This window comes from Devosia submarina, assembly GCF_003056345.1.
GTDB classification, from domain to species: domain Bacteria; phylum Pseudomonadota; class Alphaproteobacteria; order Rhizobiales; family Devosiaceae; genus Devosia; species Devosia submarina.
On sequence record NZ_PYWB01000021.1, the window covers coordinates 1 to 13,693 of the forward strand.

Annotated in this window: 11 protein-coding genes; 6 read left to right on the top strand and 5 right to left on the bottom strand. The window is 59.6% G+C overall.

The annotated features are described in order from the left end of the window. Nucleotides 1-960 precede the first annotated feature (960 nt). Together DDE77_RS19065 and DDE77_RS19070 are read right to left on the bottom strand one after the other, a co-directional pair. On the bottom strand, nucleotides 961-1,665 hold the full coding sequence (locus DDE77_RS19065; RefSeq protein WP_108399075.1) for a GntR family transcriptional regulator: 705 nt from the start codon (nucleotides 1,663-1,665) through the stop codon (nucleotides 961-963). Nucleotides 1,666-1,699: 34 nt separating this feature from the next. Next, nucleotides 1,700-2,659, bottom strand: coding sequence for a dihydrodipicolinate synthase family protein (locus DDE77_RS19070; RefSeq protein ID WP_157959964.1), 960 nt, complete (start codon nucleotides 2,657-2,659; stop codon nucleotides 1,700-1,702). Between the two features lie 118 nt (nucleotides 2,660-2,777). Here DDE77_RS19070 and DDE77_RS19075 point away from each other — a divergent pair, with 118 nt between their 5' ends. From DDE77_RS19075 to DDE77_RS20285, 6 genes are all read left to right on the top strand, one after another. After that, nucleotides 2,778-3,872, top strand: coding sequence for an ABC transporter ATP-binding protein (locus tag DDE77_RS19075; protein ID WP_108399077.1), 1,095 nt, complete (start codon nucleotides 2,778-2,780; stop codon nucleotides 3,870-3,872). 62 nt (nucleotides 3,873-3,934) lie between these two features. After that, a complete protein-coding gene (locus DDE77_RS19080) occupies nucleotides 3,935-5,224 on the top strand; it encodes an ABC transporter substrate-binding protein (RefSeq protein ID WP_108399078.1) in 1,290 nt (429 codons plus the stop codon). Nucleotides 5,225-5,232: 8 nt separating this feature from the next. Beyond that, nucleotides 5,233-6,120, top strand: coding sequence for a carbohydrate ABC transporter permease (locus tag DDE77_RS19085; protein ID WP_108399079.1), 888 nt, complete (start codon nucleotides 5,233-5,235; stop codon nucleotides 6,118-6,120). Then, nucleotides 6,117-7,046 carry a carbohydrate ABC transporter permease gene (locus DDE77_RS19090; RefSeq protein WP_108399080.1) on the top strand — a complete coding sequence of 310 codons (930 nt, stop codon included), beginning with the start codon at nucleotides 6,117-6,119 and terminating at the stop codon, nucleotides 7,044-7,046. Before DDE77_RS19085 ends, DDE77_RS19090 begins: the two co-directional genes overlap by 4 nt. A gap of 57 nt (nucleotides 7,047-7,103) precedes the next feature. Next, nucleotides 7,104-8,195, top strand: coding sequence for a sialidase family protein (locus DDE77_RS19095; protein ID WP_108399081.1), 1,092 nt, complete (start codon nucleotides 7,104-7,106; stop codon nucleotides 8,193-8,195). 185 nt (nucleotides 8,196-8,380) lie between these two features. Next, nucleotides 8,381-8,893, top strand: coding sequence for a thermonuclease family protein (locus DDE77_RS20285; protein ID WP_108399085.1), 513 nt, complete (start codon nucleotides 8,381-8,383; stop codon nucleotides 8,891-8,893). 138 nt (nucleotides 8,894-9,031) lie between these two features. Here the strand turns inward: DDE77_RS20285 and DDE77_RS19105 are convergent, their stop codons facing one another. The 3 genes from DDE77_RS19105 to DDE77_RS19115 form a co-directional block, all read right to left on the bottom strand. Next, complete coding sequence (locus DDE77_RS19105; RefSeq protein ID WP_108399082.1) at nucleotides 9,032-11,185, bottom strand: AAA domain-containing protein; 2,154 nt, start codon at nucleotides 11,183-11,185, stop codon at nucleotides 9,032-9,034. Further along, entirely contained in the window at nucleotides 11,185-12,417 is a 1,233-nt protein-coding gene (locus DDE77_RS19110; protein WP_157959965.1) for a DEAD/DEAH box helicase family protein, read from the bottom strand. Before DDE77_RS19110 ends, DDE77_RS19105 begins: the two co-directional genes overlap by 1 nt. Before the next feature lie 207 nt (nucleotides 12,418-12,624). Further along, on the bottom strand, nucleotides 12,625-13,419 hold the full coding sequence (locus DDE77_RS19115; RefSeq protein WP_157959966.1) for a tyrosine-type recombinase/integrase: 795 nt from the start codon (nucleotides 13,417-13,419) through the stop codon (nucleotides 12,625-12,627). Nucleotides 13,420-13,693: the final 274 nt, after the last annotated feature.

A 13,693-nucleotide genomic window follows, 5' to 3' on the forward strand; every position in this document is an offset into this window, starting at 1 on the left:
GATGGATCGAGGACTACTGTGAGGTTCACCCGCACTCCGGGCTCAAGTTCCGCTCACCACGAGAGTTCCTGCGCCTCAGTGCTTAAACCCAATCGCCGCCTGTCCGGTGAAACGGGGCGCACTCCATCCATCAAGAACGCTCGCAACGGCTCGGTGGCTAGTTCAGGTGCAGTGTGACGCCAGTTAATCTTCGCGTCGATCATCTCACCCTCAAGCCATCCCCAGACGACAAGGGTCCTGCCAATTTCGGCATACAGATCGTGAAGTGTTGATCCAGGATGGCTCAATGGCTCCAGCCAGTACAGATGAGCGCAGCGGCAAGCGATAAGACGGAGACAATCGCAGCGGCCCAAACCGCTGTATCAATAGTTCGCTCCCGCATTCGTCGCTTGTTCAAGTCCGTGGCAGGCGTGACTAGAGGTATGTCCTTTAGCGGTTCGGCACCGGCTGCGACACCATGCATTTCGTCGTAATTGAGCGATGCCGGTGGGCGCTGAATCGGCGCGCTAGGCCGCGCCCGCAAAACGGTCTCCACACGGAACTGCTTTGGTGGAGCGCCCCACTTGAGGCGACGGAAAGCGAAAACGTTGCTGTCCGAGCGCTGAGCCTGAAACTGTGGGTGGTCTATCATCCTGCGATGACTGCAAACGGCTCATAGGTTTGTCTACTGCGGGCTGACAAGAAGATTAATCGGTGTTTGCAGTGACCACCGCCTTTGTCGTTCACCGCTAAGTGACGGCAGCTTTTGGGAGCCTAAGGGGAATACAGGAAGGGCAGAAACTGAGGGGCGCTTTCCTGTCGTCATCGGTTGAAGCACCGAAAGCCCGCACTCGGTGGGGTGATCTAACAACGCCTAATGTCTCGCACCGTCCTGGTGTCCAGCAAAAAGCTAATTGATCCCCGGCTGTTTCTTGAGGCGCGTCTGGCGTGAACTTGGACGCCGGTGACAAGTGACCATCGTTAGAATGCTACTGCTCGCTGCCTAGCGTTATGAATGTGCCGCTCCATGGCCGAGACGGCGCGATCGCGGTCGCGGGCGATGATACCGTCGATTACTTCGAGATGGTCTTCGAGGGCAGGGGTAAGCACGACGGGATTAAGGCGGAAGCGGTCGAGAGCGATCATGCGGACCCGAAGCGAATTGATCGAATAGGCTTGGATCAGGGTCTCGTTGCCGGTGCCGGCGATAAGGAATTCATGAAAGCTGCTGTCGATGTTCTGCGCTTCTTCGAGAAGCTGCGCGGTGATGCCGCCTGAGGCGCGCTCGAGGACCAAGGTATGCAGCGCCTTTTGTGCGATGAGCGCATCGTCGCCGATATGATCGAGGGCGTAGATGGTGGCTTCGCGTTCATAGGCGATGCGCAATTGGTAGGATTCGCGGATCATCCGAAGATCGACAGAAGTGATCTGGATGCCGCGCTGGGGCATGACCGAAAGAAGCCCTTCGGCCTCCCACCGGGCGAGAAGTTCGCGCAGGGCGCCAAGCGAAATGCCGAGCTTGGCCATGAGCTCGCGCTGCGACAGGTTCTGACCGGGACGAACATCGCCGGCCAACAGCAATTGCTGGAAGCGCCGATAGGCAGCCTGCCGATTGAGTCCGATATCGGTGCCGGAACTGTGCTCCGGAGACTGGGCGTTTGTTTGCTCGCTTTTGGCCGAAAGCATCGGCGATCTCCAATCCCTCTGGGGCGGCGCCTTGTTAGCCGAGGCGGGTGCCGAAATCAAAACCGGTTGCCGCAAAACTTTCAACAAGAGTTCGAGTCCCGGCATCATCGAGCGGCAGAAGGGGCGGCATGGGCCGGCTCCATGCAGGGTCGTTAGTCATGTGCGCCTTGAGCGCCTTGAGCGCGACGACGCCACCATTGGCATCGACGGCTTCGATGCGCCGCGCCGCGCGCTCGATGGCATCGGCATCATTGCGCTGTTCCGGCGATGTGTAGCGTTGGGCGAGCTCGGCCGCGACGATGTTGGGCATGCCGCCGATCATGCCGGCGCCGCCATTGCCGATCAAGGCGGGGAAGACGCGATCATCGCCTGTAAAAATCTGCAATTGCGGGAAACGTCGGCGCAGCTCGAGCGTCTGCGGTTCGATGCCGGTCGAATCCTTGATGCCGACGATGCGATCGCCGTGCCGGTTCAGCAGCATCTCAATCAGCTCGGCAGTGAAGGGCGCCCGGCTCAGCTGAGGGATGTGATACAGCACGACGTCGATCGGAAAGCCGCCAAGGCGATTCGCACAGGCGGCAAAATAGGCGGCGATGCCTTCGGCCCTGGCGCCGTAATAATAGGGCGGGACGATCAGGACGGCGCGGCAGTCGAGATCGGCAGCGGCCTCGATGGTGGCGATAGTGTCGTCAAGCGCGACGCTCATCGCTGCTGGAATGACGCGCCGCATGTTGAAGCCGTTTGTCGCCAATGCCTCTAGCGCCTGCCGCTTTTCTGAAGCCGAAAACGAAGGTCCTTCGCCCGTCGATCCAAATGGGGAGACATAGGTGCAACCTTGCGCAAGGAGCCAGCGCAGATGCTCTTCGAGCCGTTCGACATCGACGCGGAAATCCTCGCTCACCGGTGTGAGGGAAGCGGCAACGATGCCGGTAAGGGGCAGGGTTTCCGGGCGCTCGAGCGTCGAGGCGGCGTTGGAAAACTTCTGTTGGGTCACTGATACAATCACAGGTTTAAGCAAAGGAACAATCAACTATTTACATGCGGTTCGATATGATGCAACTTCATTTTGCAGACGGCCGAAAAAGCGCCTAGTGGCGTGAAGGGGGGAGCTCGTGGCGGAACTGGAACTGTCGGGAGTGTCGAAGACGTACGGCGCTTTCAACGCGCTTAAGGACGTATCGCTCGAGATTGGCGATGGTGAGTTCGCGGTGTTCGTCGGACCGTCCGGTTGCGGCAAGAGCACGCTTCTGCGCCTGATTGCCGGGCTCGATCCAGTCAGCGAAGGCCAGATCGCCATTGGCGGCAAGGACGTAACGTCGAGCCAGGCCGGGCAGCGTCCCATTGCTATGGTGTTCCAGAACTACGCGCTCTATCCGCATATGAGCGTTTATGACAACATCGCCTTTCCGCTGCAGATGGAGCGGCGGTCCAAGGACGAAATTCGCGCCGAAGTCGCGCGTGCCGCGCAGATCGTACAGCTTTCGACCCGCTTGCAGGACAAGCCATCCAAACTGTCCGGCGGGCAGCGCCAGCGCGTGGCGATTGCCCGGGCCATCGTGCGCAAGCCCGGCATCTTCCTGATGGACGAGCCGCTGTCGAACCTTGACGCGGCCCTGCGTATGGAGATGCGTTCCGAGCTGACTCAGCTACACCGCCGGCTCGGCTCGACCATGGTCTATGTGACGCATGACCAGCTCGAAGCCATGACCATGGCAGACCGTATTGTGGTGCTGAACGGGGGCAGGGTGGAGCAGGTCGGCCCGCCGATGGAGCTGTACCACAATCCCGCGAACCTGTTCGTCGCCGGTTTTATCGGCAGTCCGCCGATGAATTTTCTGGCCGGAACGGTGCGAAGCGTCGATGGCGCGACGGTTTCGGTCGATGCGCTGCGCATCGGCGTCGTGACGCTGCCGTTCAGCGGCGAGCATCTTTACGCAGGCGACAGCGTGACGCTTGGCGTACGGCCGGAAGCGCTCGAACTCGGCGCTGGCAGGCAAGTGCAGTTTTCGGTGGTGCCTGAGGCTGTCGAGCGGCTCGGGCTCCACACGATCGTGCATGCCGGGGAAGAGGGGCGGCCTTTTACGGCTTTGTTCAACGGCGACCCCAAATTGCGTGCAGGCGAGGCCATCAATGTGAGCGTCGATCGATCAAGCGTGCAGGTATTCGATGCCGATGGGATTTCGCGATCCCGCCGGACCGAGGTGTAACGCAGGAAATCAGGTGAAGCGCGAGGAGAGGCTTCACCGCTCAATTCAAGGGAGTAGGAAAAATGGAAAAGCAGAACAAGGTGGGCCTAAATCGGCGTCAATTGCTGCTCGGCGTCGCCGCCGGGAGCCTGACGCTGGGGCTAGGCGGCTCGATCGGCCGGGCCTTCGGACAGGACCAGCAACTGGTGTTCTGGTCGCAGTTCGCGGGCAGCAAGCGAGTGGCGGGCGAAGCGCTGGAAGCTGCCTTCAAGGAAGCGCATCCCGAGCGCAACCTCGTGAGCACGCTCTATGCCGAGCCGCCACAGCTCAACGAAAAAATTCTGACGTCAATCAACGGCAATACGGCGCCGGACCTCTTCGTGCAGCACTGGGATTACAACCTGACTTATGCCGCCGCAGACCGCATGCTTGATCTGGGCGAAGCGCTCAGTGTGTCGATGGACGATCTCGACCCGTCGCTACTGGCCTATGGCCACATCAACGGCGCGCAATATTCCGTGCCGATGTATGGCACGTCGCGCGGCATCGGTTTCAACCGCGCCCATGTGGTCGAAGCGGGGCTCGATCCGGAAAATCCGCCCAAGACTTGGGCCGAGTTCCGCGACTGGGCAATTGCCCTAACCAAGCGGCAGGAGTCGGGGTTCCTCGAACGTGCCGGCTTCTCGCTGTTCCACAACGACCTCGAAGCCTGGGAAGTGTTCACGATCTTCCTCCAGGGCGCGGGCGGCAAGCTGCTCAACGATGACCTTTCCGCACCAAGCTTTGCCGGGCCGGAAGGTGTCAAGGCGCTGACCTTCCTCAAGGGCCTCCTGATCGACGACCGAGTGTCGGATCTCGGGTTTGGCCTTGGGCCAGGCGGTCTTGCCAGCCCCTTCAATACGGCGCGTGCTGCGATGATCATTGCTGGCAATTATTCGACCAACAACGCCCTGCGGGCCGGTATCGAATTCGATGTGGCGCCCATTCCAATGGAAAATGGCGGCTTCACCTCGCTTGTCGATCCCTTCTGCTATGCCATTCCGCGCGATGCCAAGAACATCGAGGGCGCCGTCGCTTTCGTCGAGTTCGCACTCTCGCCCGAGCAGCAGGTTGCGTTCGCAGTGGAGAGCAAGAACGTGCCGGTGCTGAAATCGGCGCAGCAGGACCCGGCGGTGCAGGCCGATCCCTACCTGTCCAAGTTCGTGGAAACCGCAAGCTACGCGCCGCAGGAAGCGCCGGCCATTCCGGCGTTCTCGCGCATGGTCACGATTATCGCCCGTGCAGTGCAGGAAGCCATGTTCGGGCGGGCGAGTGTCGAAGATGCACTGACCGCCGCGGCGGCCGAAGTGCAGATCATTCTCGACCGCGGTTAGGAGCGACCATGTCATCCCGATCGGCCACAGTCGGACCCTTCAACAGGACCTGGGGCGCCTATGCCTTTCTCGCCCCAGCCCTGTTGATCCTGTTCCTCTCGCTGCTCCTGCCCGCGATCGCGACGATCGGGATGAGCTTTACCGACATTTCGTTCCTGAGGCCGACCAACTGGGTCGGTCTCGACAATTACTTCCGACTGATGGCGGACGGCCGTTTCCAGCAGGCCATCGGCAACACGATTTATTACACGTTGGGCGTGACGTTTCCGACCATGGCGCTGGGGCTTCTGGCGGCAGTGGCTCTCAATCGCAAGTTTCCATTCCGCATCGTCTTCCGGACCATCTTCTACCTGCCGGTGCTGACCTCGCTGATCGCGGCGGCGGTGGTGTGGGTCTATCTGTACGAGCCCTATTCGGGGCCGGTGAACGGCCTTTTCGTATCGCTCGGGCTTGGTCCGCAGCCATGGCTGTCCTCGCCGAACCTTGCCATGACGGCGCTGATCATCATGGCGGTGTGGCGCGATTTCGGCACGGCAATGATCATCTATCTCGCCGGCCTGCAGGATATTCCCGAGGAAATCTACGAGGCTGCGCGGCTCGATGGCGCCAGCAAGTTTTCGATCCTTTGGCGCATCACGGTGCCGATGCTGGCGTCGGTGACCTTCTACCTAATGATCATCCTGATCGTGCAATCGTTCCAGGTGTTCGGCGCCATCTATGTAATGACAGGCGGCGGCCCGCTGGGGTCGACGGAGACCATCGTCTTTCAAATGTACCAGACCGCCTTTGGCTATACCGAATTCGGCTATTCGGCGGCGATGTCCACGGTGTTGTTCTTCGTCATCCTGCTGTTCTCCCTGGTGGGCACAAAAATCATGCGGAGGGGCGAGGCATGAGCGTCGTGGCGTCCCAATCCACTCCGGCGCGGACGGACGAGCGCTCGTTTTCGCTGTCGCGGTTCATCCCCTTGGGCGAACGGATCGTCGGCTATGGCCTCCTGCTGTTTGCGGCCTTCGCGACAATGGCGCCGTTCCTCTGGATGGTGTCGACCTCGCTAAAGGCGGATGCGGAGGTGTTCCAGTTTCCGCCCAGCTTCGTGCCGCAGGGTCTCGAATGGCAGAATTATCTCGATGTGATCTACCTGCCCGATAGTGGACGGCAATTGGTCAACAGCTTGGTTTTCGCGCTGGGTTCGACCATCTCAAATCTCGTCTTCTGTTCGCTGGCAGGCTATGCCTTGGCGCGCATGCAGTTTCGCGGCAAGACAATCGTCTTCGCGCTTGTGGTCGGCCTCCTGATGGTGCCGGCGCAAAGCCAGATCGTGCCGGTCTTTCTGATCGTGCAGAAGATCCCGTTTGCGGGTGGCAATGACTGGTTGGGCAATAGCGGCACGGGTCTCCTCAACACCTATTGGGGCATGATCCTGCCAACGGCGGCAACGCCCTTCGGTATCTTCCTGATGCGGCAATTCTTTACCCGCATTCCTATCGAGTACGAAGAATCCGCCCGTCTCGACGGCGCCAAGTCCTTCACGATCTTCTGGCGCATCCTCTTGCCACTGGCGCGGCCGGCCATGGCGGTGCTGGGGGTGCTGAGCTTCCAGAGCGCCTGGAACGAGTTCATCTGGCCGCTAATCCTTACCAATTCGCGGGACATGGCGACGCTTCAGATCGGCCTGCAATTGCTACAGAGCGGACCCGATGCACGCTGGAATGTAGTGATGGCCATGGCGACGCTGATCACCATGCCGATCATCATCGTCTTCCTCTTCGCCCAGCGCTTCGTCATCGACGGCGCGGTCACGAGCGGCGTCAAAGGCTAGACGTCGCTCTTCCCAACATCAAACCCGAGCGCCGAAGGGCGCAACGAGGAAATTTATATGATCGAGCATTTCGAAGTCTATCGCGTCTCCGGAGAATACGCCGCTTGGCCGGCCAATTACGGGCTCTGGGCCTGGGGTGACGAAATCGTCGCGATCTTTTCGCAGGGGTTCAAGGGCGCGCAGGAAAACCTTCATGCCCGCGACATGACCCGCCCGTTCGTGGGCAAGCAGGCGCGCAGCCTCGATGGCGGACGGACGTGGACGCCGGAACCTTTTACCGGCCATACCCCCGGCGGCACGTCGCTGTCAGGCGACGAGCATGTGGTCGAGTCGTTGCAATGCCAGCCCAATATCGTGCCAGATCGCGACCTGAAGCCGCTTGATCGTCCCATCGATTTCCTCGACCCTGAAACCATCGTAATGGCGGCGCGCACCGGGCTCAACAACGGTTCGATCAGCTGGTTCTATGTCAGCCGCGACCGCGCCCACAACTGGGCCGGGCCCTATCGCTTCGGCGATTTCGGTCTGACGGGGATTTCGGCGCGTACCGATATCGTGCCGCTGGGGCAGCACGATGCGCTATTCCTGCTGACCGCCGTCAAGAGCAATGGCAAGGAAGGGCGGGTGTTCTGCCTCAGGACGCGCGATGGCGGCGAGAGCTTCAGCTTCGAAAGCTTTGTCGGCGAAGAGCCGGACGGTTATGCGATCATGCCGGCGTCGCTCAAGATGGAGGACGGCAGCATTCTCTCGCTTGTGCGCTGTTCGACGCCGGGCAAGGGTCCGGACCGCAAGGCCTGGATCGAGCAATATCGTTCTGTCGACGAAGGTAAGAGCTGGACGCTCGAGGGCCGGGCGGTTGACAATACCGGCTTTGGCGGCAATCCTCCGACCTTGACGCGGCTCGGCGACGGGAAGCTGCTGTTGGTCTATGGCTTCCGTGACGCGCCGTTCGGCATGCGCGCCCGCACCAGCAGCGATGACGGTCGGAACTGGGGTGAGGACACTATTCTGCGCGATGACGCAGGTATGTCCGACCTCGGGTATCCGCGAACGGTCGTGCTTAACAACGGCAGAGCGCTTACTGTGTATTACTTCAACCACGGCTCCGATACCGATCGTTACATCGCCGCGACTTTATTCGAACTCTAATTGGCAGCTTTGGAGAACACCTAGCGATCGTTGAACGTCCGGCATGGGCGCATTCCCGCAAAGTTACTTTGACGTCGGGCCCACAACTGAGGAGTGCAGCACAGCCACTTCCGTTCCGCAGCAATCTAGGTAAGCTATCTTCCGCAATGCCGCCGGGGGAGCAGATGGGCATGTTTTGCTTCTTGATGAGCCTCTTCCGGGCAAGGCCCAGTGCTCCACCCCGACCTTCAGACTACCCGACAAAGTCTTGGGCTGTGCGCCGAGAAAGTGTTGTGGTTCTAACCCGGCCTGCCGCCAAGCCGGTGCCCGCCCACATCATCAAGGGTCCATGCTGGGTTATCAATGGCGACACTATCGTCATAGATAAGGTGCACATCCGCCTCGCCGGCATCGACGCTCCCGAACTTGATCATCCCTACGGACAGAAAGCCAAATGGGCGTTGGTTCAGCTCTGCAAAGGCCAGACCGTAACCGCCCACATCAAGCCAGAACTCTCTTACGACCGTCTGGTCGGCCAATGCTTCCTACCGAACTGTCGCGACCTCGCCGCAGAGCTCGTCAAGCAGGGGATGGCGCTAGATTGGGAGAAGTTTTCAGCAGGGACCTACAAGCATTTGGAAACGGTTGATGCACGAAAACGCCTGTGGCGGGCAGCAGCTCGGCAACGTGGATGGATGCCGCCTCGCACACCCGGGTAATCTTCCGATCTCCGTCTATCCATTCTAGCTTCTGCTTGGCCTTAATCAGGCGGCCGCTTTTGGCAAATCCTCTAAGCGAACGAACGTCTCCTTAGGGGCGCACCATTGCCTATGGTGACTTTCGTTCTTGCGAGTCGACTATTTGGCTCGCCGCTTCAAATCGTCCCTCGTCACCCGAATTTCCGCCTCTATGTCTTCCCCCCGATAGACATAGGAAGTCTCGTGACGAACGTATCGTCCCTCTCGGTCGGCGCTCAGCCAATTGAATGACCCCACACAGAGGAGGCTGTCGTCGACGGCGACAATCTTGCTGTGGAGCTTCTCCAGCCGGTGCAATGTGACGCCAATTTGCTTCAAGGCATCTTCTGCTTCATCGATCTGTCGCTTTCCATTGGAAATAAGATCCGCATTCAGCAATGGGTCGGCGTAGACTTCGACAACTGCGCCTCGGTCAGCGGCAGCCTTGAGGGCAGCCAAAATGCCTGTACGCTCCATGGTGCGCAATTTAATCCATGGGCTGACGATGAGGTATCGATGCGCTTCGCTCGCCAGGACGCTCAGCAAGAATTCGTCGTGCTCGCCGGCGTCGCGAAGACTTTGCAGCTGTCCCGGGCTTTCCTGTAAATCTTGGCGCGGCGGTTGTTGGAATTCCAGCTCGCAACCAGGCTGATCAAGAAACCTCGACAACAAGGCGCGAGGTGATCCTGGGGCCGCACCTGCTAGCAAGTCCATGTCACCGAACAGCAGGAAGCTGTCTTTGGCGCGCGATACGGTGACGTTCAGCATGCTGGTGGAAGCATCGATGAAGCCGCCGTTTGCGTGCTTGGAGTAGACAGGAGAAAAGATCACCACCGGGCGCTCTGCGCCCTGTAGCGCATGCACGGTGCCGATTGTGATGGCCCTGGGACCGGACACAGTGATCTTGTGTGAGGAACAGGCTTTGCGCAGCTCACGAACTTGAGCGCCGAAAGGGGTTACGACGCCGACAATGTGCTCGACGGGGCGATTATAGCGAGCTTCCAACATCTGGCGGTTTTGGGCGATCCATGACGAGATGGTTTGTGCTTCAGATGAGTTCGATCTGCTGTTGCACGACTTGACGGCCTTTCCGTCGATGTGGACATAGCCCATGGCGGGCAAAGGCGCGTCGGCTGGCGCAGGTCCCCTGCGAGGCAAAAGCTTGCCCTGGTAGCACATGGCACTACTGTACTCGATAATTTCGTCATGGCAGCGGCGGTGCTCGAAGAGCCACAGACCTGGCGCCAGATCAGGCCACGGAGAGACGCGACTGGCCACCTGCGCCATACGCATGACGCTCCCGGAAGTGCTGCAGACACCTGTCGCGGTGAGGCTTTCGATATCCGCTTGAGGCCCCAGCAATCCGGTCTCGCGCAAATTCCCAATATCAACGGCGCGGGGCACAGACGAGATTGGTTCTATCTGCTGCAAATCGCCGATGATGAGCGCGCGTTTGGCTAGAGCGAAGGCTACGCCCGCAACTTCAGGCAGAGCCTGGCCTGCTTCATCCACGATCAGGAGGTCGATAAAATTGTAGAGGTAGTCGGTTGCCCACACACTACCATCGCGGCGGCTATAGGCCAGCTTCGTCGGCAGTGTAGCGAAGGTTGAGACCGCGCAGGGCATCAACATCATGCGCCGCTGCCAACGTGGTACGAGCGCGGCGCGGCCTCTTCTCTGTCCCGAGGCAGCGATCCCCTTGAGATCTGCCTCCATTGCCATTAGCCAGCGTCCCTCCCAGTAGTGCGTCGCCAAACGAAACAGTTCGAAACGGATGCCGACATCTGTGCGGTCCTCCAGGCCATCCTCAAGGCCAGCGGTTCCATCCAGTGATTGCAGCGCGACCCGCCGAGCCGCTTCGGCAGCGTCTAGTTCACTTCGCAGTTTCCTGACATTGGTCAGGGTGCCCATGGCAGTGGCGTGTTCCCCTTCCGCTTTTCGGACAGCCTGAGCCAAATGTTGCTCAATGTCTGAGATACTTCTTAGCCCATCGAGCCCGGGCATATCCCCGAGAGCGCGACGTGCTTGAAAAACGCGCTTCCGCTCGATAGCGGGCAGGAAGCTGAACAATGCCAATAGGCCGGATTCTTGGGCCTGCTGACGTTCAAATTCTGAGCGGTGGCCCTTTGCGTGTAGTAGTGAACTTGCGCGATCTGCCACAACCGCCCGAGCTTGTTCCTCTACCGCCGCGGGGTCAGCTCCCAACATACGGACATTGTCGAGCGCCGTTGAAAGCCGCTCGAAGCTTCGGTCCGCCTCCACGAGTTTTGTCACTATGCGGCGCCGATGTCCCTTTGCAGGGCAGCGACAAGGTCGGAAACGTCCCCCTTGACGTTAGGATACGCGACGCATGCAGAGGATAGCCAAGCATCCTTGGCACCTTGGAAGCCTTCCTGGCTTTCCAGGCGAGTCTGGAGATCGTCCGTCTGATATTTTTCGGCCGCCTCTTGCCGGCGCGAATTGGCAGGCAGGAAAATGCCATAGCTGCTGACGTCTGGTATCCAGCGCCCGGCCAGGGGGCCTTCACCGGCGGCAAAGTCCTTGCCGAAGGCGTCGATGATGTTGGTGACGGCCTGGTTGTTCGAAGATGTGGCCACGATGACTGGCGGATCCCCACCATTGAGGGCGGCCCGAACCCAGAGACCCGCAACGGCGGACAGGAGAAGGGTCGTCTTACCCGTTCCCGGCGGGCCATTAACGGCGATCACTTCACCCAGCTGCGCTGCGTCAAGCCAAGCCAGAACCTGTCTTTGTTGTTCAGCGAGTGGGAAATGTGGGTTTGAATGGCCCAATCGGCGCGCAAGCGCCTTTTCAATCCTCGGGTCAGCGGCTGCGGCTGACGCAGGAGAGACGAGTTCCTCAAGGAGCGGTATGTCAGGTCGATCTGCGAGGAGCTTGTCGTATAAGTCCAAGATATTACGAATTGTCGCCGAAGCGTCCTCGGCCAGCTCCAGCAGACCAAATCCTGCAGCGCCATAGTGCAAGTCGCCCGTGGGCCAACCCTTAGCCACAGCGTCAACCATCTTACGGCAATGGGACAGGTACACCGACCAGTCCGAAGAGCCGTCATATCGCAACGGTTCTTCCGTTAGGAAACGATCCATTGCCTCCACTGCACCGATGGTGAATTCGTCATTCGGCAGTGGAGTGAGCAAGTCGCGCGCGATCGCGTTGCGTTGGGGAAGAATTTGACCATCGCGGTCGACCAGCGCCTCCGTAACGACGGGCGCGACAAGGTCAGGCAGGCCATCAGCGCGTGCCTGGCCGTGGTAAATACGCTTGGCAACAACCAGGGGCCAAAACCGCACCGCAACGACCTTCGCCTTTGGCGCATCCTTAAACAGCTTGCCGACGGCGCCTTCCGGTAGCACGCCGCCCTTCAAGGTTTCAGAAGAAAGCTCGATGAGGCGTTGGCGATCTCGTTCGCTGAACTTTCCCTCGCCCAATGCACCATCAGCGAGAGAGGTGCGCCAATAGCGCAATACGTCATCGACACTTCGGTTCACAAGTCTGACCCAGCTCAGATAATGGCAACCGGAATTGATCGATCAATTGAGGGCTCGTCAATTCCAGAAACTAGCCAGGTAACGATGCACCGCAAAGGCTGTGCCGGCAAAGTCTTCAGCGCGTCCGCCTTTGGGGAATCAAAAGACGAGAGGAATGGCCTCTATGGGGCGCAGAGCAGATAGAGAAGCTCAACCCTCATGTTGAACCTAGGGCTCGAACTCCTCAGATGCCGGAGCATCGGGATTTGCACTTCCCATCCTAGCATATTCCGCCAGTGTTGGCTTGATGAACTCGCGCACGGTGCCCGAAGCCCAGACTGCCGTCATACTGCTGGTACCGCCCCTCCCACCTGATTGCTTTCGAGCGTACCGGCCGGCAGTCCTGGTCGACGCATGCCCCATAGCCTTTGCTATCTCAACCGGTGACCAACCTGCTTTCTTTAGGTCTGCGGAAAATCGGTGACGGATAGTGTAAGGGGCGATGGTGGCTGGTAACTTTGCTCGCGCGGCTGCTCTTTTAACGTCGTCGCGCAGCGACTCCGGGCTGCGCGAGAACAGCAACCTGCCTCCGGCCTTCTTGACGAGAGCCAAGAGTTTTGCAGTTAGGCTCCACTTACGCGCATCATGCCGTTGAGCTCTCTGTTTGTGGCCGGTTGTTTGGGTGTGCTTCACCCCATTGATAAGGATATCCAGCCCGTGTTCACCCTTCGCCTTCAGCGAAACGCCCCTGCCAATTTCTGCAGGGCGCACGCCCGCGATCGACAGAATGAGTATCCCTACCAGTCCTGCCTTGCCTGCGCTTTCGACAAGCCTCTCTCGAAAGTCTCCCTTCTTGCTTAGGGCCTTCAGACCGATTTTTTTGCTTTTGCCTTTTTGTGAGCGCGAGCCTTTTCGGGTTTCAGCCGCGACGCCCATGATCAGGTATGCGTACACACGAGCCTGGTCTAGACGCCAGTCCAGATTTTTCTCGCCCCGCTCCAACGCGTCATCAATGTCTGCCACACTCTCCGCCAGCAAGAACCTCAGGTGCCACAGGATCGCTGCCTTCCTCTTATAGAAGGTGCTGTCGGGTGCCGAACGGAGATAGGCGATAGAGTCGACCCCAACAGCGTCGTTGATGCGTCGGTAGTCAACTTGGGTGCTCAGAGCTGGAGTGCGCCCCGTTTCACCGGACAGGCGGCGATTGGGTTTAAGCACTGAGGCGCAGGAACTCTCGTGGTGAGCGGAACTTGAGCCCGGAGTGCGGGTGAACCTCACAGTAGTCCTCGATCCATCC